Genomic DNA, 21,008 nt, shown 5'->3' on the forward strand with positions numbered 1-21,008 from the left:
CGCCATAGGGCGGGAATGTGTCGCGATTCCATTGGGGCGATGCCGCACGACCTGCTAGCCCTTGGGCATGAAGCACCTTTCCCGCACCGACATGCACAGCCAGGCCGTCATCGACGATTTGGCGGACATTCCCTGGCCCAGCACCAATGCAGACGCTCCGATGGCGCTGTTGACCCGCTGCCCCGCAGCCGCCGCAACCCCTTTGGTGCAATCGCCGGACCTTGCCAAGATGGTCGGTGTCGCCGAGGTGACGATCAAGGACGAACGGGCGCGCATGGGCCTGGGCAGTTTCAAGGCGCTCGGGGCGGCCTATGTCATTGCTTGCGACGCTGCAGCCGGAGAAACCGAGGGCCGAACCTATGTGACAGCGAGCGCGGGCAACCATGGTCTGTCGGTCGCAGCGGGGGCACAGGCCTTTGGCGCACAGGCGGTGATCTATCTTGCGGAAACGGTTCCGGAGACCTTCGCCGACCGGCTACGCAGCTTCGGAGCCGATGTGCGCCGTCATGGTGCGGTCTACGAGGACAGCATGGCAGAGGCGGCGCGTGCAGCAGATGTGAATGGCTGGGCGCTGCTTTCGGACAGTTCCTGGCCCGGCTACACCGCCGCGCCGCATCGGCTGATGGAGGGCTACACTGTACTGATGCAGGAAGTGGTCGAAGCTATGGACGCCCCGACGCACATCTTTTTGCAGGCTGGCGTGGGTGGTCTGGCCGCAGCTTGCGCCGCAGTGGCACGTGACGCTTGGGAAGATGAGCCGCGGATCATTGTGGTGGAGCCCGAGGTGGCGCCGGCCATCTATGCCTCAGTTCAGGCAGGCGCGCCGCAAGTGACCGAAGGGCCCAGTTCCGACATGGGCCGTCTGGATTGCAAGGAGCCCTCGCTGATCGCGCTCAAGGGGCTCGCCCGCGATGCCACCGATTTTGTCCTGATCTCGGAAGCCGAGGGTGCTGAAGGCAGCACCGTGGCCGCGCAAGTCGGCTTGCCTTCCACCCCGTCAGGCGTGGCAGGATTGGCCGCTTTGTTGCATAGCGACGCCTGCCGTGAAGCGTTGGCTTTGGATGCGACCTCCCGCGTGCTGCTGATCCTGAGCGAAGAGGCGCAGCTATGACTGCGCCTGCACGGGGGTTCCCTGAGGCGGAGTTCGAAAGGCGAACCCGAAATGCACAGGCCTTGATGGCCGAGGCGGGCCTGTCTGCCCTGCTGCTGACGACTGAGCCGGAGATCCGCTACTACACGGGATTTCTCACGCGCTTTTGGGAAAGCCCGACGCGGCCATGGTACGTGGTTTTGCCTGCGACCGGACAACCGATTGCCGTCATCCCCTCCATCGGGGCGCATCTGATGAGGCAGACGTGGATCACAGATTTACGGACTTGGCAGGCGCCGGACTACTCCGACGATGGCGTGGGGCTTTTGTCAGACACCCTGCGCGAGGTGACACTGATGGGCGGCGTGATCGGGCTGGCCGATGGGATGGAAAGCCACGTCCGGATGCCCCGCGCTGATCTGTTGGCGCTGGAAAGCGCGCTTGCGCCGCGCAAGCTGGCGTCAGACGCGCAGATCACAAGGCGGCTGCGTTTGATCAAATCGGACGCCGAGATTGCGAAGATCCGCATAGCCGCGGGCATCGCCGACCGCGCATTTGACAGGGTAACAGAGATTGCGCAGACCGGCACGCCGCTGAGCACGGTGTTCCGCCGGTTTCAGGCATCGTGCCTGGACGAAGGCGCGGATTGGGTCCCGTACCTGGCCGGGGCTGCGGACCATCGCGGTTATGGGGACGTCATTTCACCGGCGACAGATGCGCCATTGGAAACCGGACATGTTTTGATGCTCGACACCGGGTTGATGCATGACGGATACTTCTGCGATTTCGACCGGAATTTCAGCATCGGCGCGCCCGCCGCTGAGGTCCAAAGCGCCCATGCCCGGCTGATCGACGCAACCGAGGCTGGTTTCGCCGCCGCGCGGCCCGGCGCTGTGATCGCGGATCTGTTCCACGCCATGAACGCTGTCGCCAATCCTGACGGGAATACAATGGATGCCGGGCGCCTTGGGCACGGTCTGGGCATGCAACTGACTGAATGGCCATCGATCATTCCGGCTGACCAGACCGAGTTGGTGCCCGGTATGGTCCTGACGCTTGAACCGTCCGTCACTCTGGCGGATGGCAAGATCATGGTCCACGAAGAGAACATAGTGATACGTGAGACGGGCGCGGAATGGCTCTCCACACCGCAAGGCAGCGAGATCCGGGTACTGACATGAGCGTGCCCTACGACCTTGATCCGCATCGCACGACACAACTCGGGCTGATCGTGTTGCAGGCGGATGAGACAATCGAACAGGACATGCGGCGGCTGTTGCCGGACAATGTCGAATGCATGGTCAGCCGTGTGCCGTCCGGCACATCTGTGACGCCCGCTACATTGCAGGACATGGCTGCGCACCTGACCGATGCCGCACACCTTTTGCCGCGTGGTGCTGACATGGCCTGCGTCGCGTATGCCTGCACCTCCGGCACGGCAGAGATCGGCGCGGATCGGATCAGAGAACTGGTGCGGGACGGCGTCTCAACGCCCCATGTCACTGATCCGGTGACAGCGCTGATCGCAGCGTGCAGGCATCTTGGCATCTCCCGACTTGGGCTGCTGAGCCCCTATATCGCCAGTGTGTCGGATCGGCTGCGGTCCGTGTTGGCGGCATCAGGAATCGACGTCGTGGCCTTCGCCGGCTTTGACGAACCTGTTGAAGAGCGCGTGGTGAGGATTTCCTCGCGTTCCGTCATCGCTGCGGCCGAGAGCCTGGGGCGCGACGCTCAGGTGGATGCATTGTTTCTGTCCTGCACAAACCTGCGCACGCTTGACGCCATCCCGGCGATCGAAGCCGCGCGAGGCATTCCCGTTCTGTCCAGCAACCTCGTTCTCGCGTGGCATATGGCGCAGCTGGCCGGTGAACCCCTCGACCCCGGCCTGCCCTTCCGCCTTGCTATTCAGGCCGCCACTCGGGCCGCGTCATCCCGATAAAGGTGTCGCCTGCCCCACCCTCGACATTCCGATCAACGACATCCCGCAGCGTCTGCGTGCGGTTGATGGCGCGCCAGCCGGGACCGGAAAACGTCGAACGCTTGAACACATGCCGCGACAAAAGCGGATTGGTCAGCGCCTGACTGAAGGCATCAAGCGCGACGAATTTCAGCACCAGGTTCGGCAACGGGCTGTTCGGCACGCGGTCTTCGCAGAAAAGGCCCACGTGGAAATCCACGTCTCGCGGGCCGTCATACAAATCGCGCAACATCCCAGCCACATCCGGATCAGACGAAATCGCCTCGAAATTCGCGGGGCGGCGCTGGCTCATGTAGTCGCAATAGTCGGAAAAGCTGGCCAGAGCACAGTCGCGGTCCTGTTGGATCGAGGCCACCTCGATATGCAAAAGCGGCTCTGCCGTATTGCACGGACCAAGTTCAGCCGCCTGGGTGGCGCTGATCCCTTCAAACGCCGACAGCAGCCCGCCGTCCATCAGAAGTGCGTTGTTCATGAAGGTCGATGCAACCGGACGCGCCTCACCACCCCATTTGAGCGCGTCGGGAATCAGCGCGTGCCAACGGTAGAGCAGACTGAATTCCGTGGTGATCCAGTTGGGCTTGTTCCACGGCGCATTCCACGCTACGGACGGGTCGGCACGTAGCGTGAACGGCAAAGGCGAGATGTGGTTGATGTAATCCTCGACCACGATCTTGATGAACATCACGATCATGCTGTTGCGGGCGGTCTCGAACACGCGGGCATCGTCCCAATCGGGATGCTCCACCTCGATCTCGGCCGCCAAGCGATTGTGTTCGCGCAAAAACAGCGTGTTCAGCATCGCCACCTGCGGAACTGAGTTCGCCCGGTCTCCGCCAAAGGCAAAGATGGTGGCCCGGCGCGTGTCGTCCAGCGTGCTTTGGCCCAGGGGCGGGTCCAGAACCTGGAACCGCGGATCCACCTTGCCATCGGTGTAGAGAAACGGCGCATATTCTTCGCCATTGATCATCTGCGAGGCAAGCCGTCCCTTTTCACCGGCCTTTTCCGACCGGTGGCGCAGCGCAAGCGTTTGTTCCCGCGTCCGTCCATAAAGCGGGCAAAGGTCAATCTCGTGGTTTGACGTGTTGCGCTTCAGGCGGTGCGCGGGGTCTTCTCCATCCGGCACCAGATCTTCGGACTCGGTGCGGATGAAACCATCGGTGAGGTACTGGGCAAAGGCTGGAAACAGACAGGTCGACTTGGGACACATGCGCTGCTTGCCATCCTTGCGGCGGAACAGGTCGGCCAGCGCGTCAGGGGCCGGCGCGGTGTCGCGCGGGCGGGGCGGCAGGTGCCTGCTGCTCCAACGCCGGTCCGTCAGACCACCCCACCACACATAGGGCCGCTCCGTACTCAAAGGATGCGGGCGGGGCCGTGCGCGGTTCACGACACGGTTGATCGCCCATCTGTTGGCAAGGGCTGCGGCAGGCGGGATCGCTTCAATCACGGAAAACAGGGCCCGCTGAACGGGATATGGGAGAATGGTCATAAAATGCTCAAAAATTAACGGTACGAATGAGGCAATAATCCTCCAAAATGGGCGTTGATGCTAGGAAAAGTTGAATTTCTGAAAGGTTTAGCGCCAAATGTCCCGATCGACATAGCCACTCTCGGTTTGTCAGGGTATCGGCGCAGCGGCCCCTCACCCTGACAGGCTTAAAGACGTCTGGACCCGTGCCCGATACATCCTAGGTGCGTTATTGTTCAAATGCCCGCCTTCAAAACAGGACTGTTTCCATGAAGTATTTTGCGTTTCTGGCTTTTCTTTTGTTGGCACATCTTGGCCCTTCCGCCTCTGCCCAGCAGGGACCACCGACCGTGAAAGTCGCCAGCCCAGTCGTGAAAACCATCGTTGAAGACGACGAATTCGTCGGAAGGTTCGAGGCACAATCCGAAGTGATGGTCCGGTCGCGCGTGTCCGGGTATCTGGAGGAAGTGCATTTTCAGGACGGCGCGCTGGTCGAACAGGGGCAACTTCTGTTCACCATTGACCAACGCCAATTCAACACCGCGCTGCGCCAGGCCCGCGCACAGATCGACGTGGCGACGGCGACATATGACTTCGCCGAAGAACAACTGGAGCGCGCCCAGGCCCTGATCGGTAATGGCACCATCCCCCAAAGTGTTCTGGACGAGCGTCGCGAGGCGTATCTGGCGGCGCAAGGCGCGTTGGAACAAGCGCGTGCAGCCGTCGAACTGGCGGAGTTGGACGTGGAATTTTCGGAAATTCGCGCGCCCATGTCCGGGCGCATCGACCAGTCGCTGATTGACCCCGGCAACCTTGTCTCGGCCAACCAGACAGAGTTGACGAGCATCGTATCCAACGACCCCATCTATTTCTTCTTCGACATCGATGAGCGTTACTTCCTGGCCTATGCCCGCGACGCGCGCGCCCGCGGCAGCGCATTGCAAGAGGGCGGCGGCGCGCTCGAGGTCAAGGTGACGCTGTCCGATACGCGCATCCCACCGCAGACAGGCTATCTCGACTTTTCCGAGAACCGCATCGATGCGGCCACCGGTACGATGCGCGTGCGCGCGGTGCTGCCCAACCCCGATGAGCTGTTGACGCCGGGACTGTTTGGCCGCGTGAACGTGCCGGGTTCGCTGCCCTATGAGGGCATTCTGGTTCCGGATCGCGCCATCGTCGCTGATCAGAACCGAAGGCTCGTGATGACCGTGGGCGAGGACGGCGTTGTAACGCCCCTGCCCGTGCGCCCGGGTCCGCGCATTGACGGTTACCGCGTGATCCGGGACGGCATGGATGGCAGCGAAATCATCGTGATCGACGGATTGGTCACTGCCCGGCCCGGCTCGACCGTGAAGCCCGATAGGGTTGACCTGCCGCTGATCGCGGAAAACTAGGATGGGTCGCTTTTTCGTCACCCGCCCGATCTTTGCCATCGTGGTCTCGGTCCTGATGACCATCGTCGGGATGATCTCGTATTTCCAGCTGCCCATCGAACAGTATCCCGAGATCGCGCCCCCTTCGATTGTCGTGCAGGCCAGCTATCCCGGCGCCGATGCGGAAACGATTGCCAACACCGTTGCGACGCCGCTGGAACAGGAAATCAACGGGATCGAGGGCATGTTGTACCTGTCCTCGTATTCGACCGCCGACGGGTCGATGAGCCTGACCATCACCTTCGAGTTGGGCACCGATCTGGATACCGCACAGGTGTTGGTGCAGAACCGTGTCGCCATTGCCGAACCGCGTTTGCCGCAAGAGGTGCGCGCGCTGGGTGTCACGACCACCAAATCCTCGCCCGACCTGATGATGGTCGTGCACATGCTGTCGCCGGACGAAAGCTTCGACCAGCTTTACGTGTCCAACTACGCCCGTGCGCGGGTCCGTGACCGGCTTGTCCGGATCGACGGCGTGGGCAATCTGCTGATCTTTGGTGAACGCGAATTTTCAGCACGGGTTTGGCTGGACCCGGACAAGCTGACCTCGCTCGGCCTGACTGCAGGCGACGTGGTAAATGCCCTGCGTGAGCAAAACGTGCAGGTCTCTGGCGGTTCGCTTGGCGCGCCACCCAACGCGGCCGACAACGCATTCCAAGTGTCCATCACCACCCAGGGGCGGCTGGAAGACCCGCGTGAATTCGGCCGCGTGATCGTCAAGGCATCCGATGATGGACGCGTGGTGCGCGTGCGCGACGTGGCGCGCATCGAAATCGGCGCCCGATCTTACGTGACCAATTCCTATCTCGACAACAAACCTGCCGTCGCACTGGGCGTGTTCCAGCGGCCGGGTTCGAATGCGCTCGCCACCGCAGCCGAGATCCGCGCGACCATGGACGACCTGGCCGAAGACTTTCCAACCGGCCTCGAATACCGCGTTGTTTACAACCCGACCGAATTCATCAGCGCGTCCATCGACGCCGTCTACACCACGCTGTTCGAAGCGGTGCTGCTGGTGGTCATCGTGATCCTTGTGTTCCTGCAAAGCTGGCGCACGGCCATCATCCCTTTGTTGGCCGTCCCAGTGTCTCTCATCGGGACTTTCGCTGTCATGCTGGCCCTGGGCTACACGCTGAACCTGTTGACGCTCTTTGGCCTGATCCTCGCCATCGGGATCGTGGTCGATGACGCGATTGTCGTGGTCGAAAATGTGGAACGGAACATCCAGGACGGCCTGTCCCCGCGTGAGGCATCGGCGCGCACCATGGACGAGGTACAAAGTGCCATCATCGGCACGTCGCTGGTGTTGATCGCGGTCTTCGTCCCCGCAGCCCTCGTGCCGGGGATCACCGGACAGTTCTACAAACAATTCGCCGTTACAATTGCCGTGGCCACGGTGATTTCAAGTATCAACTCCCTGAGCCTGTCACCTGCCCTCGCCGCTGTTCTATTGAAACCGCATGACGCCAAACCATCGCGCAATCCGCTGGCGCCTGTTGCCGATTTCTTTGCACGCGGCTTCAACCGCGGTTTTGATGCGATGACGTGGGGCTACACCGCTCTCGTGCGTATTCTGGTGGGAACCTGGGGCATGATCGCGGTCGTTTTCCTGGCTTTCATCGCCCTCATGGGTACCGCTTGGTGGGTCAATGAACAGGTGCCGACGGGTTTCATTCCGGATGCCGACCAGGGTTACGCCATCGTGGTGGTGCAACTGCCCGAAGGGGCGTCCCTGGATCGAACCGATGCGGTCATGAAGCAAGCAACGGAGATCGCGCTTGATACTCCCGGTGTCACGAATGCCGTGGCTTTTGCAGGATTTTCCGGTGCGACATTCACCAATGCAAGCAACCAGGGCGTCATCTTTACCACCTTCGCACCGTTCGAAGAGCGTCTTGAAAGCGGGTTGGGTGCCGATGCCATCGTCGGGCAGATTTTTGGACGGATGCAGGCCATCCGCGAGGCGTTCATCATCGCCATCGCCCCACCGGCCGTGAGCGGTGTCGGCACTGGCGGCGGCTTCAAGTTGCAATTGCAGGATACCGAAAGCGCCGACATGACGCGGGTGTTGAACACCGCCTATGCCATCATGGGCGCGTCGCAGCAGTCGGACAAGGTTATCGGCGTGTTCACCACCTTCTCGGCCAGTTCGCCGCAAATCTTCCTTGAGATCGACCGGGTCCGCGCACAGATGCTGAACGTGCCGATTGGCGAGATTTTCGAGACCTTGTCGATCAACCTGGGCTCGGCCTACGTCAACGATTTCAACGCCTTTGGCCGTCTGTTCCAGGTACGGGCGCAAGCCGACCAGCAGTTCCGGCTTGAAGAAGAAGACATCCGGACCCTGCGCGTGCGCACCGCAACGGGTGAGTTGGTTCCGCTGGGCACGTTGGTGTCTGTTGTCGACACCGCCGGTCCGGCCCTCGTCCAGCGCTATAACCAGCTTGTGTCGGTGCCTATTCAGGGCAACGCCGCACCGGGCGTGTCCACCGGCGACGCCCTCATCGCGATGGAGGAGCTGGCCGAACAGCTGATGCCCCCGGGCGTGAACTACGAATGGACCGAACTGGCTCTTCAGGAGCGCAACCAGGGCAACACTGCAACCTACATCTTTGCCTTCTCGGTGCTCTTTGCGTTCCTGTTCCTCGCTGCACTCTACGAAAGCTGGGTCCTGCCGCTGGCCATCATCCTCGTGGTGCCGCTGGCCGTTTTGTCGGCGCTGTCCGGCGTGATGCTGCGCGGAATGGACAACAACATTCTGACCCAGGTCGGTCTGATCGTACTGGTCGGACTATCCGCAAAGAACGCGATCCTGATCGTGGAGTTTGCCAAACAGGCGCAGGAAGAAAGGGGTTTGACCCCAGCCGCGGCTGCCGTGGACGCCTGCAGGCTGCGCCTGCGCCCGATCCTGATGACGGCCTTTGCCTTTATCCTGGGCGTCGTGCCACTGATGATCGCAACCGGCCCGGGCGCGGAAATGCGGCAAGCGCTTGGCACCGCGGTCTTTTTTGGCATGTCAGGGGTGACGTTCCTGGGGCTGTTCTTTACGCCCGTGTTCTACGTCGCCTTGCGTCGCATATTCCCGATGCGATCAGCCGAGGGCGAGACGGCACCGAAACCAACCTGATCCTCGCCCCGGCGCAACGCGCTGGGGCTTTGGCCAAAGGCTTGCCGGAACGCGCGTGTCAGCGCGCTGGCATTGTCGTACCCACAGCGACCGGCGATTTCCGAGACAGGCAAGTCGCTATCCAACACCAGCCGCCGCGCCGCGTTCAAGCGCTGCCTGCGGTAAATGGCGGATGGGCTTGCGCGCAGGGCGGTCTTCATCCGCTGTTCCAGCGTCTTCTGGGTGCACCCCACCCGTCTGGCCAGTTCGGGGATCGGAAGCGGGGTTTCGACGTGATCCTGCATCAGCGCCACCGCACGGGTCACGGTGCGCCCCGCCTTCGGCGTTCGCAGTGCTGGCACTGCATCGCGCGACATGAACATCTGAGTCACGTCTAGCGCGACACCAGCCCCATGGGCAGAGGCGATAAGCTCTGTCACCAGATCGAATGCGGCCATCGCACCCGAACAGGTGACCCGATCTCGGTCGATCACATGGCGCGCGCGCAGCGTGTCGGTCTCCGGAAATGCCTCGGCAAAAGCGTCAAGCACATCCCAGTGAATTGTCGCTTGATACCCGTCCAGCAACCCCGCCCGTGCCAGCAGCCACGCACCCGTGTCGAACCCGCCGACCAGACGCCTGCCCTGCGACGCCCGTTTGATTGCGCGCACGACATCTGTCCGATCCAGCCCGCGAATACCGTAGGACGGCATAACCATCAGCGCACTGCCATCCGCCTCGGCGAGCGCCACATCAGGCGCAATCTGCAAGCCACTTGAGCTTTGAACCGGCGCGCCATCGAGCGTCACAAAGCGCCAGTTGTAATGCTGTTGTTGCAAAAAACCGTTCGCGGCACGCAAGGGCTCAACAAAATTGGCGAGGCAATGATTGGAAAACTGATCAAACAGCATGATGTCCACATGCTGCATTGCGTCGTGGATTTTTGGCCAACTCTGCATGATCAACATCTAGTTCTGCACAGCATCCCCGATCAAGCCACCTTCACATCGGAAAACGACACGAGGAGGTGTACGGACATGCAATTTGGCCTGAGCGAAGAACAGGAGATGATCGTTTCGACCGTGCGCAGCTTTGTCGAGAACGAGATCTACCCCCATGAAGCCGAGGTCGAGCGCACGGGCCAGGTGCCCCATGAGCTGGGCGAAGAGATCAAGCGCAAGGTCATCGACATGGGCTTTTACGCCTGCAACTTCCCCGAAGAGGTCGGGGGCGCGGGCCTGAGCCATCTTGATTTCACCTTGGTCGAGCGTGAGTTGGGACGCGGGTCGATGGCGCTGACCCATTTCTTCGGCCGTCCACAGAATATCCTCATGGCTTGCAACGATGAACAGCGCGAACGATACCTGCTGCCCGCCGTGCGGGGCGAGAAGATGGATGCGCTCGCCATGACCGAACCCGATGCCGGGTCGGACGTACGCGGCATGAAATGCACGGCTGTGCGGGACGGCGGCGACTGGGTCATCAACGGGTCGAAGCATTTTATCTCGGGCGCAGAGCACGCCGACTTCTTCATCGTCTTCATCGCCACAGGCGTCGATGACACGCCAAAGGGTCCGAAGAAACGGATCACGACCTTTCTAGTCGATCGGGGCACGCCAGGCTTCGACGTGCGGGACGGCTACAATTCGGTCAGCCACAAAGGGTACAAGAACTGCATCCTCTACTTCGACGATTGCCGCCTGCCAGACGCGCAAGTGCTGGGCGATGTCGATGGCGGCTTTGCCGTGATGAACGAGTGGCTGTATGCAACCCGCCTGACCGTCGCCGCCTTCTCCGTTGGGCGCGCGCGGCGGTGCTTTGACTACGCGCTCAACTACGCCGCCGAACGCAAGCAGTTCGGCCAGCCCATTGGCAAGTTCCAGGGCGTCGGCTTTCAGATCGCCGACATGATCACTGAGATTGACGCCGCCGACTGGCTGACACTGGCCGCCGCGTGGCGTTTGGATCAGGGCCTGCCGTCGAACCGGGAGATTGCGTCGGCGAAACTCTATGCTTCCGAAGCCTTGGCACGGGTCACGGACACGACCCTGCAGATCTATGGCGGCATGGGGTTGATGGACGACTTTCCGATCGAACGGTTCTGGCGGGATGCACGGGTTGAACGCATCTGGGACGGCACCAGCGAAATTCAGCGCCACATCATCAGCCGCGACCTGTTGCGGCCCTTGGGTGCCTGAAATGGTTTCGTATGGGCGAGGCCCATCCGACCGAAGCGAGGGGCCAGCCCCTCGCGCTCCCCGGAATTTTTTTGAACCAGAGAAGAAAGGACTGCAGCGGCTGTTGCGCCCCAAATCCATCGCGGTCATCGGCGGCGGCGCATGGTGTACCTCGGTGATCGAGCAGGCGGAACGCTTTGGGTTTGACGGTGCCATCTGGCCCGTGCATCCGACCAAGGCGATGGTCGCGGGCCACGGTGCGTTTCCATCAGTGGATGACATGCCGCACGCCCCGGATGCCGCATTCATCGGCGTGAACCGGTCCGCAACGGTCGAGATCGCCAGCGCGCTGTCCCGGATGGGCGCAGGCGGTGCGGTCTGTTTTGCCTCGGGTTTTTCCGAAGCGGAGGCCGAAGACGCAGACGCAGCGCGCTTGCAGGAGAAGCTGGTCAGCGTTGCGGGTGACATGCCCATTTTGGGGCCCAACTGCTACGGCTTCATAAACGCCCTGGATCAGTCCCTGCTCTGGCCGGATCAGCATGGATGCACGCCGGTGGATCGTGGCGTGGCGATCCTGACCCAAAGTTCGAACATTGCGATCAACCTGACCATGCAGCAGCGCGCCCTGCCGATTGCATACACCGTTACCTGCGGAAACATGGCGCAGACCAGCCAGGCGGACATTGCAATGGCACTGCTTGATGACCCGCGCGTGACCGCCATTGGCTTGCATGTCGAGGGGTTCGGTAACCTGCGGGATTGGGAAGGGCTCGCGGCAGCAGCCCATGCACGCGGCGTGCCAATCGTGGTTCTGAAGGTCGGTGCATCGGATCAGGCGCAGCAGGCAGCCATATCACACACCGCATCTCTTGCCGGGTCGGACGCCGGGGCGCAGGCCTTTCTGGACCGGCTCGGGATCGCGCGGGTGACCGCCTTGCCGGATCTTCTGGAAACGTTGAAACTGCTCCATCTGAACGGCCCCCTGCACAGCAATGGAATCGCCTCCATCAGCTGTTCGGGGGGTGAGGCGAGCCTGATGGCGGATATGGCTCATGGCAGCGGCCTGACCTTTCCCGCTTTGACGGAACGGCAGACCGACGCCCTGCGCGATGCGCTTGGCCCCATGGTCGCACTTGCCAACCCGTTGGATTATCATACTTATATCTGGCGCGATGCGGATCGTATGGCGCAGACCTGGGCCGCGATGACGGGCGACGGTATCGGCATGACCCTCTCCATCGTCGACTACCCCACCACAGACGCAACCGACTGGGCTTGCACCGTGGACGCAGCGATTGCGGCGCGTGCGATGTCACAAGCGCCCTTCGGCGTTGTCGCAACCCTGCCGGAGTTGATGCCGGCGGACAAAGCCAAGCAATTGGCAAAGCACGGGGTCGTGCCCTTCTACGGCTTGCGCGAGGCGTTGGAAGCCATAGGCGCGGCCCAGCGGATCGGTGCACCCGACCCATCCCCCATCTGCTTGCCCGGCATCGCCAAACCGAACATCGTGATGACGGAGGCAGACGCAAAGACCGAGTTGTCGACCTATGGCATTGATGTGCCGCGCAATTTCACTGTGAGAACGGACGAGGCCACACCCGACACAAACACGCTCACCGGCCCGTTTGCGGTCAAGGGCATCGGCCTGGCGCACAAGACCGAAGCGAATGCCGTGCGGCTGAACATCGCCGCCCACGACATAACCGCGATTGCAAAGGACATCGGGACGCCCGAAGTTTTAGTCGAGGAGATGGTGACAGATGGCGTCACCGAGTTATTGGTTGGCATCTTGCGCGATCCTGCGCATGGCTTTGTCCTGACCATCGGGGCGGGCGGCGTGCTGACCGAACTGATGCAGGATACGATACATCTGTTGCTGCCGGTGCGCGCGGCGGATGTGGACGAGGCCCTGAACCGTCTGCGCTGCGCACCACTTCTGGACGGCTACCGTGGTAAGCCCTCTGCCAATCGTCAAGCCGTGGTCAAGGCTGTCCTTGCCATGCAGGACTACGTCCTTGCCCATGCAGACACTGTCAGCGAGGTTGAAGTGAACCCGCTGATCTGCACCCCCACCCGCGCCGTTGCTGTCGACGCGCTGATACGAAAGGCCTGAGCCATGAGTCCCATAAAAACAAGGCGCGAGGGCGCAATTTTGGAAGTCACGTTGGACCGGCCCAAGGCCAATGCCATCGACCTCGCCACCAGCCGGATCATGGGTGAGACGTTCATGGCGTTTCGTGACGATCCTGAGCTGCGCGTCGCGATCGTGACCGGGGCAGGAGAGAAGTTTTTCTCGCCCGGTTGGGACCTGAAGGCGGCGGCCGATGGTGATGCTGTAGACGGGGATTATGGCGTCGGCGGCTTTGGTGGGTTGCAGGAATTGCGTGGGTTGAACAAGCCGGTGATTGCGGCGGTGAATGGCATTGCTTGCGGCGGTGGACTGGAGTTGGCGCTGAGCGCGGACATGATCCTTGCCGCCGATCACGCGACCTTTGCCCTGCCGGAGATACGGTCAGGTACGGTGGCGGATGCGGCCAGCATCAAGCTGCCGAAGCGCATCCCCTATCACATCGCGATGGAGCTGTTGTTGACCGGGCGATGGTTCGATGCAGAGGAAGCGCACCGCTGGGGGTTGGTCAATGAAATCGTTTCAGCGCAAGGCCTTATGGATCGCGCGTGGGAATTGGCGCGGTTGATCGCGTCGGGGCCGCCGCTGGTTTACGCGGCGATCAAGGAAGTGGTGCGGGACGCAGAGGATTCCAAGTTTCAGGACGCGATGAATCGGATCACCAACAGCCAGTTGCCGACGGTCGAGACGCTCTATCGGTCCGAGGACCAATTGGAAGGGGCGCGCGCGTTTGCGGAAAAGCGCGACCCAGTCTGGAAAGGGCGCTAGTTCGAAATCCGTGGATCGACGGGCAGACCGCTGGGCACGGACGTGGGCACGCCTAGCCTATCGGTGTTCGCTGTCTCGCCCGTGAGCGCGTGCAAAAACGCAATGATGTCATCGACTTCCGTGTCGCTGAGCGCTATCGGCTGAAGCTGCACCGCCGCACGCTGGCGCGCCATCTCACGGCTGTCCTGCCACACCATGAAGTCGATAGCGGCAAGCCATGGGACATCGGGTAGCGCTGCTGTTTCGCGCGTCCAATTGTCCAGTGATTGCAAGGGGTTGAGGTGGTGGCGCACAATCCCTTCAAGCGTGGGATAGGCGCCATTGTGACCGTAGGGTGCGGTCAGGGCCACATTCCGCAGCATGGGTGTCTTGAAGGCATAGGCATCCTCGAGCGCGTCGCTTTCACCCATGCGCCCCACATCGCGAACCATCGGGTCGAAACGTCGGGTGCGACCGGGGCCGAAGGGCGGCAGGCCGAGGGCGTGGAATTGCTGGTCCGTCATCAGTGGGCCGCTGTGGCAGGTGCTGCAATTGGCCCTACCGTAGAACAGGTCAAGCCCTTGTTTTTGCCGCGTATTGAGGGCGTTTTGGTCGCCCGCGAGAAAGGCGTCGAACGGGCTGTCCGTGCTGGTCCATTCCCAGATCATGAAGGCGCTCAGCGCGTTGGCGATGTCGGCGATCGTGATGTCTTTGGCGCGTGAGATGTGGGGGTAGGCTGCGGCAAATCCTTCGGCATAGGCGGGGATGTGGCGGATGCGGTCAGCGAGGATGGGCCAGGCGTGGTCCATACGCTGATGGATGGCGCCGGCGATCTCGTTTTCCTTGGGATTTCCGGCCATTTCGAATTGGGCAACCAGTGGGAAAATTGCCTGTGCGGCCAATAGGTTATCCAAGCCCTCGGGCAGCCATTCCTCGGCCGGGGAGTTGAAACCGTTCTCGTACGTGTTAGCGACGCTGAGGCGGCCGTCGTGGAAGATGGTGTGCAGGTCCTTGGCGCCCAGATTCCACAGGCCGGGTGCATTGCGGGGGATGCGTTTGCGGATGCGGTTGTCGCCCGTGCCAGCGGTGCGCTGCGGGCCCAATCCTTCGCCGCCTTCGCCGATGCCGAGGCTCAGTCCGTCGGCGGTTCCAAGGTCGGGGTGATGGCACGTGGAGCAGGCGATATTGCGGTTGCCGGAGAGGATGCGATCGTAGAACAGAAGCTGCCCGAGTTTGGCTTGCGCCGGGTCGACGGCGATGAAATCATCCGGGGTGAGAGGACGCGGCAGATCGTCTGCAAAGGCAGGTGTCGTGGCGAGGAGGATGATATGCGCAAACTTGCGATAGCCCTTGTTTTTATGGCGTTTCCGGCGCTTGCCGAGATCGAGGAAGCCCGCGATCTGATGGAGGCCGGGGCGTACAAGGCGGCCTATGATGCGCTGTGGCCCGCGGCCCGGTCGGGCAATGCGGATGCCGAGGAATTGATTGGGGTCATGTACGCTTTGGGCCTGGGCGTCGAGCGGGATGATGAGAGGGCGTTCGAATGGTATTTGCGGTCGTCCATGAAGGGGCATCCGGGCGCGCAATCCGGTGTCGGATGGTACTATGAAGTGGGGCGCGGAATGCCCGCGCCGGACCTTGTCCGCGCCTATATGTGGTACACTCTGAGCGCGATTGGAGGCGACCCGGACGCCGCGATTTCGCTGGAAGAGGTGGTCAAGAAAATGACCAAGGACGAGATTGATCGGGCGCATATTCTGGTCGCTGATTACAAGGTCTGGATGTATCCGTTCCGCTGAGTTTGGCAGCAGATTTTCAGCTTGGGAAGCCTGATCACCGTACGGTGGCGTTAACGCTGCGTACGGCGGTTAATTTCAGGTAAAACGCATATTTTGCGGGGAAAACTGCATATTTTCAGTGGTCCCGACGAGGGCATTTTGGAGCTGTTTTTGGGAAACTGCGAAGTTTGACCCCGAAACTGCGCATTTTGCTCTGCGTATGGCCGTTAACGGAGCGTTCATTTCTGGCCCGCGTTAAGGTTTGATGGCGGGCGGTAACTTTTGGTTAGGGGATGGCGGGGTGAAACCCCGCCCTACCGACAGTGCGCACCCGCCGCTTGCGTTGCGGCGTGGTGATAGGAGCCGGGATCGCCGTCAGCTTGCGGCGGCTGCTTTGTAACCCTCGGCCGCTTGTGTCATCGCGTTGGCGAAGGGGCCGGGGCCGTAGCTGGCGCGGGCGACGCCGAGGGATGCCACTTCGGATATGGAGCCCAGCGCGCCGCGCATCATCACGTTGACGGGCAAGGCGGTGCTGGCGCAGACCTTTTCGATCATTGCGTGATCCGTGAGGCCCGGAATGAAGAAGCCGCTTGCGCCTGCATCGGCATAGGCGGCGGCACGGTCGAGCGTTTCGCCCATCTGGTCGGCGTGAGCGTCGGGCTTGGCCTTGAGGAACAGGTCTGTGCGGGCATTGATGAAAAGCGGAACGCCCGCGGCGTCCGCGGCTGCGCGCACCGCCCTGATCCGGGCCGCTTGCGTGTCGATGTCGTGCAGGCCCTCGCCGCCCACGATCTGATCCTCGAAATTCAGGCCGATGGCGCCGGTGCCGATCAGTGCCGTGATGTTTGCAGCCAAGGGTTCTGGATCGGTGGCATAGCCCCCTTCGAAGTCGATGGAGACCGGCAGGTCCGTGCTGTCCACGATGCGCTTGGCAATAGGCAAGAGGACGTCGAGCGGCAGCTTCTGACCGTCGGGAAAGCCCTGCGCTTCGGCCACGGACCAGCTGCCGGTCGCGATGGCCTTGGCCCCTGCCCCGGCGACCGCCTTGGCCGAGCCTGCGTCCCAGATGTTGTAGATCACCACCGGCGTTCCAGGAACGTGAAGAGCGGCGAAGGCTGTGGCTTTGTCTGTTTGGGACATGGGGCACCCGTTTTGTTGTGCGATGACTGCCGGCACCATTGCCTGTGTGCAGGTCGGGGGCAAGTGGGTCAGGCCGCAGGGGCCGGCAGTGTCAGCATCCGTGTCAATCCCGACAGGCCGCGTGTTGGAGTGATGCCGAACACCGTGCCAGCCGTTCGGGCAAGGTGCGCGGCGTCCGCAAACCCGGCTTCGACACCCGCCAGCCCGATCTGTTCGCCCTTGTGTGCCATGCGGGCGGCAGAGACGATGGCGGCCCAGATCTTGAACTTGCGGAAGGTCTGGCCTGTCGTGGCCTTGAAATGCCGCAGCGCCTGCGTGCGTTCGAGCCCCAGATCCTGCGCAAGGTCCAGTTGCGACAGGCGCGCGAAGGGTTCATCGTAGAGACGGCTGACGATCTGCATCACCGCCGGGTCCGGGGGCGTGGTGGTCGTGTCCAGCAGGCGGCGGAACCGATCGATGCTGGCGGAGTCGTCGCTGTGGAACGCCTGCGGCAGCGCGTGCCACTCGGGCGGCAGGGCTGCAAAATCCGGGCTGTGGTCATGCAGGCGCACGCCGTCGAGGTAGATCACGTCGGCGCCGCCCTCCCGGACATGGACGCGGTGGGGCACGCCGGGTGTGATGCAGAGGGCAGCCGTGTCGATTGCGTCCTGATCGTTCGAGACGCGCACGGGGCTTTGTCGCCCTACGATCACGCAGGTCATCAGGTTTTCATGCAGGGCCAGTTCGCCTGCATCGAAGGAGAACAGGTGGTTGCGGAAGCAGTGTTTGGGGGGTGTCACGGTTGGTTTCGTCGGACCTGTATGGAAATGGCTGGGGCCAGAATGGCGGATCACTGGCCGGGTTTGGGGAAATAGTTGCACGTTTCTTCAAGCTGCGGGTGCGAAACATGTGAAACCTTTGCGTAAATCTGCAAGGGTGGCCGGGTTGTCCCTGTTCCATGACGTGTTCCGCATGAGCCAAGCCGTTGATCTGTCCGCCTTTCATTCGCCTGTCAGCGTCGGCACCGCCTTGAGCCTGCCCGTCTATGTCAGCAAGACGGGAGATCGGCCGCTGGTCGTGCTGCACGAGTTGCCGGGCATGTCGCCGTCTTTCGTCGACTATTGCACGCGCATGACCGGCGAGGGGTTCAAGGTCTACATGCCCCTGCTGTTCAAGGCGCCGGGGACGGAGATGGGGATGCTCGGCTGTGCCGCATTCTGCCTGAGCCGGGAGTTTCGCGCGCTTTTTGCCGCCAGCGGGCCATCCCGTGCGCGGCCGATTGCGGCGTGGATCCTGGAGCTTGTGCAGAAGGTGGCCGAGGACAACCCGGGCGCCGCGATCGGCACCATCGGCATGTGCATGACGGGTGGTTTTGCCATTGTCGGGATTGCCGATCCGCGGGTGCAGGCCGTCGTTGCCTGTCAGCCATCGGCGCCGTTCTTTCGTGAGATCGAGACGCTGGGGCTGTCCGAGGCCGAGCGTGACAGCGTGCGGGCGGGCAAGACCGGCAAAACAATCCCCTGTGCCAAGGCATACCGGTACGAAAAGGATCGGATCAGCCGCGAGGCGCATATGCGGGCCGCGCAGGATCTGCTGGGCCCGTCGCTTCATCGCTATCCCGACCTGCCGGGCAAGGGCCATGCCACGTTGACCACCCAGACGGCCAGCCCGGAGGTCTATGCCGACGTGCTGACCTTTCTGAACGCGCGGCTTTGACAAGGCCGGGCGGGCCGTCTTGCACGTTCCTTCAAGTCCGGACGCATCGGCCCGTGCATGATGGCCGGAAAGCGCACACCACTCACGGCGACATTCTGTCGGGCCAGTGCGGCATCTCTGGCGGGAAGGACCGATCATGAAACGGCTGTTTGCGGGGCTTGCTCTGGCCCTGATACTGTGTGCGGTGATCGTGGCAGCCGCTTGGGTTCTGGTGCCGACACGCGTGGCGGCGGTGCTGTTGCATCTGAATTCCGCCTCCGCGGGGTTGAGTGCAGGTACGGTATCGACCGATGTCGGAGACATTCACTATCTTGAGGGGGGTGCGGGCGAGACCGTTGTCCTGATCCATGGCATCTATGCCCGCAAGGAGCATTGGGTCGAGCTGGCCCGGTCGCTTGTGGATGCCTACCACGTGGTTGCCATCGACTTGCCGGGGTTCGGCGACAACGCGCGGTTGTCGGATGACGCCTATTTGCTGGACCGTCAGGCCGAGAATTTGCGGGCCGTCCTGCAGGCTCTTGAGGTGGAGAAGGCCCATATCGGGGCCAATTCCATGGGCGCGTATGTGTCGGCATTGCTGGCAGAGGCGCATCCGGACCTCGTGTCGAGCATCGCCTTTGTCGGCAGCCCGCTGGGCGTTCCGACCCCTGTGCAAAGCGATATGGATGTGGCGCGCGCCGGGGGAGACACGCCGCTGGTGGTGCAAAGCGAAGCTGATTTCGTGGCGCGCAATGATTGGCTATCGCCGCAGATCCCCTATGTGCCCGGGCCGATCCTGACCATGTGGATGCAGGACGAGGTGGCGACAGGCGATCACAATGCGCGCATCTGGGACGTGGTGCATCACCAATCCGATGTGCCGACGGTGCTGGAGCTCGCGCCGTCCCTGACCATGCCGTCGCTTGTCATCTGGTGTGCCCCTGATCGCATCTTTCACGTGAGCGGCGCGGCGATGCTGCATCGGGCCCTGCCCGCCTCGACCCTCGTGACGCTTGATGGATGCGGACATGTGCCGATGCTGGATCGACCCCGTACGGTGGCCGAGGTCTATCAGGCGTTTCTGCGCGATGTGGGCGGGGATGCCGCTGAATAGCCGCGCGCATGCTCCGAAAACACCGCATTCCGGCAGCAGGATTGGCCGGGACCAACCGCGCCTTTGACGCCGACACCAGAGACACACATGCGGATTGACGGACATATCGCTGTGAGCGCCGGGACGCTGTGCCTGGTCGCGATCATGGTTGCCGGGCTGATCCATCAGGGGGTGGATTGGTGGACGATCCCGTTCCTCGCCATCTTCGTTCCGCTGTTTGGCGGCATCCTGACCGTGTGTTTTTCGATCTATCGCAGCGAGCGGTTTCGCATCAGGGCACGTCGCACGCATCCGGATCAACCGTGGATGTGGGACCGCCGGTGGCAGTCGGAGGTCCTGCCCTCGCGCGGCGCGTCCGAGTTCTGGGGCCTGTTGGCGATGACCGTCGTGCTGATGTCCTTTGCCGTCTCCGGATTGGCCGCGATGCGCGAGGGGTGGGTCGATGGAAACCTCTGGACCCTTCTGGGCCTGATCCCGCTTGGCGCGGCGCTGTATTACGGGCGCGTCACGTGGCGCGCCTGGCTGGCATGGCGCCTGTCGCGCCATGTGACACTGGTGCTTGAGACGCGACCGGCGCGCGTCAGCTCCGATTTTCGCGCACGGCTTGAGTTGGAGCGGCACGTGTCGGACAGGATCACCGCGCGACTTGAGCATAGCACGGTGCGTCAGGTGATGGATGGCGGGGAATACGTGTATTCGACTGTCACCACCCGGACTGTGCCGGCGCATGTCGCACTACAGGTTGATGCCGGCGGTCAGCCCGTTGCCTGTATCTCGGCCCATATGCCGGTGGGCAGCCCGGAAACCTCCTGGACCGAAACGGAGGCGCGGGGATGGTGGGATATGGTTGTGCAGTTCGGCGGAGCGCGGTCTGACCTCGAGCTGCGATATGAAGTCCCGGTGGCAGGTTCGGCCAAGCAGGTTCCGGATGAACCGGGGTTGTCAGAATGACCCGGCGTCCTCGGGGCGACGATGGCTGCGGCAGCGCCGATGCTTTGTTCAGGCCCGGGCGCAGATTGGCGGATTTCAGCCGACGGGTTTTAGGGCGCACCGCGGTGGGTTGTGAGAATCTGAGCCAGCTTCTACGCCTAGGGCAGCCTTGCAACATGAGCGTGCCGCCAATTTCAGGCGTCCAGCACTTGCGAGGCAAGTATTTGTAAAATCAGTAAAATACCGTT

The 21,008-nt window shown here is 62.2% G+C and carries 17 protein-coding genes; 12 read left to right on the top strand and 5 right to left on the bottom strand.

Annotated features, from left to right (window positions below; all coding sequences use genetic code 11):
* The first annotated feature begins 67 nt into the window (after positions 1–67).
* The 3 genes from KUV51_RS19705 to KUV51_RS19715 are packed head-to-tail and all read left to right on the top strand — an operon-like array spanning position 68 to position 3,029.
* Positions 68–1,111: a pyridoxal-phosphate dependent enzyme gene (locus KUV51_RS19705; protein ID WP_222523169.1), complete on the top strand. Its 1,044-nt coding sequence runs from the start codon at positions 68–70 to the stop codon at positions 1,109–1,111.
* Positions 1,108–2,271 (top strand): M24 family metallopeptidase, encoded by a 1,164-nt coding sequence (locus KUV51_RS19710; protein ID WP_222523170.1) that lies wholly within the window; start codon positions 1,108–1,110, stop codon positions 2,269–2,271. Before KUV51_RS19705 ends, KUV51_RS19710 begins: the two co-directional genes overlap by 4 nt.
* The gene (locus tag KUV51_RS19715) at positions 2,268–3,029 is read left to right on the top strand and encodes an Asp/Glu racemase (protein WP_222523171.1); all 762 of its coding nucleotides are present in this window, start codon (positions 2,268–2,270) and stop codon (positions 3,027–3,029) included. Before KUV51_RS19710 ends, KUV51_RS19715 begins: the two co-directional genes overlap by 4 nt.
* On the opposite strand, the gene KUV51_RS19720 is transcribed toward KUV51_RS19715, so the two are convergent.
* Positions 2,992–4,554: a peroxidase family protein gene (locus KUV51_RS19720; protein ID WP_222523172.1), complete on the bottom strand. Its 1,563-nt coding sequence runs from the start codon at positions 4,552–4,554 to the stop codon at positions 2,992–2,994. The two genes, KUV51_RS19715 and KUV51_RS19720, sit on opposite strands and share 38 nt — an antisense overlap.
* Positions 4,555–4,802: 248 nt before the next feature.
* Between KUV51_RS19720 and KUV51_RS19725 the strand changes: the two genes are divergently transcribed.
* Positions 4,803–5,927, top strand: a complete 1,125-nt coding sequence (locus KUV51_RS19725) for an efflux RND transporter periplasmic adaptor subunit (protein WP_222523173.1) — start codon at positions 4,803–4,805, stop codon at positions 5,925–5,927.
* A 1-nt stretch (position 5,928) separates the two neighbouring features.
* Entirely contained in the window at positions 5,929–9,093 is a 3,165-nt protein-coding gene (locus KUV51_RS19730; RefSeq protein ID WP_222523174.1) for an efflux RND transporter permease subunit, read from the top strand.
* On the opposite strand, the gene KUV51_RS19735 is transcribed toward KUV51_RS19730, so the two are convergent.
* Positions 9,024–10,031, bottom strand: a complete 1,008-nt coding sequence (locus tag KUV51_RS19735; RefSeq protein ID WP_222523175.1) for a GlxA family transcriptional regulator — start codon at positions 10,029–10,031, stop codon at positions 9,024–9,026. The two genes, KUV51_RS19730 and KUV51_RS19735, sit on opposite strands and share 70 nt — an antisense overlap.
* A gap of 78 nt (positions 10,032–10,109) precedes the next feature.
* Here KUV51_RS19735 and KUV51_RS19740 point away from each other — a divergent pair, with 78 nt between their 5' ends.
* From KUV51_RS19740 to KUV51_RS19750, 3 genes are all read left to right on the top strand, one after another.
* A complete protein-coding gene (locus KUV51_RS19740) occupies positions 10,110–11,270 on the top strand; it encodes an acyl-CoA dehydrogenase family protein (protein ID WP_222523176.1) in 1,161 nt (386 codons plus the stop codon).
* 103 nt (positions 11,271–11,373) lie between these two features.
* Positions 11,374–13,362 carry an acetate--CoA ligase family protein gene (locus tag KUV51_RS19745; RefSeq protein WP_315898853.1) on the top strand — a complete coding sequence of 663 codons (1,989 nt, stop codon included), beginning with the start codon at positions 11,374–11,376 and terminating at the stop codon, positions 13,360–13,362.
* Between the two features lie 3 nt (positions 13,363–13,365).
* Complete coding sequence (locus tag KUV51_RS19750; protein ID WP_222523178.1) at positions 13,366–14,145, top strand: carnitinyl-CoA dehydratase; 780 nt, start codon at positions 13,366–13,368, stop codon at positions 14,143–14,145.
* Here the strand turns inward: KUV51_RS19750 and KUV51_RS19755 are convergent.
* On the bottom strand, positions 14,142–15,524 hold the full coding sequence (locus tag KUV51_RS19755) for a cytochrome-c peroxidase (RefSeq protein WP_410001088.1): 1,383 nt from the start codon (positions 15,522–15,524) through the stop codon (positions 14,142–14,144). The genes KUV51_RS19750 and KUV51_RS19755 overlap by 4 nt on opposite strands.
* Here KUV51_RS19755 and KUV51_RS19760 point away from each other — a divergent pair.
* A complete protein-coding gene (locus KUV51_RS19760; protein WP_222523179.1) occupies positions 15,453–15,923 on the top strand; it encodes a tetratricopeptide repeat protein in 471 nt (156 codons plus the stop codon). The two genes, KUV51_RS19755 and KUV51_RS19760, sit on opposite strands and share 72 nt — an antisense overlap.
* A gap of 354 nt (positions 15,924–16,277) precedes the next feature.
* Here KUV51_RS19760 and KUV51_RS19765 read toward each other — a convergent pair whose 3' ends face one another.
* Complete coding sequence (locus tag KUV51_RS19765; RefSeq protein ID WP_222523180.1) at positions 16,278–17,042, bottom strand: isocitrate lyase/phosphoenolpyruvate mutase family protein; 765 nt, start codon at positions 17,040–17,042, stop codon at positions 16,278–16,280.
* A 68-nt stretch (positions 17,043–17,110) separates the two neighbouring features.
* Positions 17,111–17,821 (bottom strand): helix-turn-helix domain-containing protein, encoded by a 711-nt coding sequence (locus KUV51_RS19770; RefSeq protein ID WP_222523181.1) that lies wholly within the window; start codon positions 17,819–17,821, stop codon positions 17,111–17,113.
* 172 nt (positions 17,822–17,993) lie between these two features.
* Between KUV51_RS19770 and KUV51_RS19775 the strand changes: the two genes are divergently transcribed.
* The 3 genes from KUV51_RS19775 (at position 17,994) to KUV51_RS19785 (ending at position 20,781) form a co-directional block, all read left to right on the top strand.
* Positions 17,994–18,737 (top strand): dienelactone hydrolase family protein, encoded by a 744-nt coding sequence (locus tag KUV51_RS19775; RefSeq protein ID WP_222523182.1) that lies wholly within the window; start codon positions 17,994–17,996, stop codon positions 18,735–18,737.
* Positions 18,738–18,873: 136 nt separating this feature from the next.
* Positions 18,874–19,830 carry an alpha/beta fold hydrolase gene (locus KUV51_RS19780; protein WP_222523183.1) on the top strand — a complete coding sequence of 319 codons (957 nt, stop codon included), beginning with the start codon at positions 18,874–18,876 and terminating at the stop codon, positions 19,828–19,830.
* A gap of 87 nt (positions 19,831–19,917) precedes the next feature.
* Positions 19,918–20,781, top strand: a complete 864-nt coding sequence (locus KUV51_RS19785) for a hypothetical protein (RefSeq protein ID WP_222523184.1) — start codon at positions 19,918–19,920, stop codon at positions 20,779–20,781.
* Positions 20,782–21,008 lie beyond the last annotated feature (227 nt).

Origin of the sequence: Tateyamaria omphalii, assembly GCF_019802125.1 — a bacterium.
Taxonomy (GTDB): Bacteria; Pseudomonadota; Alphaproteobacteria; order Rhodobacterales; family Rhodobacteraceae; genus Tateyamaria; species Tateyamaria omphalii_B.

Coding starts and splice junctions, on each gene's coding strand:
- KUV51_RS19705 (WP_222523169.1), top strand. CDS start 68: ATGAAGCACCTTTCCCGCACCGACATGCACAGCCAGGCCGTCATCGAC.
- KUV51_RS19710 (WP_222523170.1), top strand. CDS start 1,108: ATGACTGCGCCTGCACGGGGGTTCCCTGAGGCGGAGTTCGAAAGGCGA.
- KUV51_RS19715 (WP_222523171.1), top strand. CDS start 2,268: ATGAGCGTGCCCTACGACCTTGATCCGCATCGCACGACACAACTCGGG.
- KUV51_RS19720 (WP_222523172.1), bottom strand. CDS start 4,554: ATGACCATTCTCCCATATCCCGTTCAGCGGGCCCTGTTTTCCGTGATT.
- KUV51_RS19725 (WP_222523173.1), top strand. CDS start 4,803: ATGAAGTATTTTGCGTTTCTGGCTTTTCTTTTGTTGGCACATCTTGGC.
- KUV51_RS19730 (WP_222523174.1), top strand. CDS start 5,929: ATGGGTCGCTTTTTCGTCACCCGCCCGATCTTTGCCATCGTGGTCTCG.
- KUV51_RS19735 (WP_222523175.1), bottom strand. CDS start 10,031: ATGCAGAGTTGGCCAAAAATCCACGACGCAATGCAGCATGTGGACATC.
- KUV51_RS19740 (WP_222523176.1), top strand. CDS start 10,110: ATGCAATTTGGCCTGAGCGAAGAACAGGAGATGATCGTTTCGACCGTG.
- KUV51_RS19750 (WP_222523178.1), top strand. CDS start 13,366: ATGAGTCCCATAAAAACAAGGCGCGAGGGCGCAATTTTGGAAGTCACG.
- KUV51_RS19760 (WP_222523179.1), top strand. CDS start 15,453: ATGCGCAAACTTGCGATAGCCCTTGTTTTTATGGCGTTTCCGGCGCTT.
- KUV51_RS19765 (WP_222523180.1), bottom strand. CDS start 17,042: ATGTCCCAAACAGACAAAGCCACAGCCTTCGCCGCTCTTCACGTTCCT.
- KUV51_RS19775 (WP_222523182.1), top strand. CDS start 17,994: ATGAGCCAAGCCGTTGATCTGTCCGCCTTTCATTCGCCTGTCAGCGTC.
- KUV51_RS19780 (WP_222523183.1), top strand. CDS start 18,874: ATGAAACGGCTGTTTGCGGGGCTTGCTCTGGCCCTGATACTGTGTGCG.
- KUV51_RS19785 (WP_222523184.1), top strand. CDS start 19,918: ATGCGGATTGACGGACATATCGCTGTGAGCGCCGGGACGCTGTGCCTG.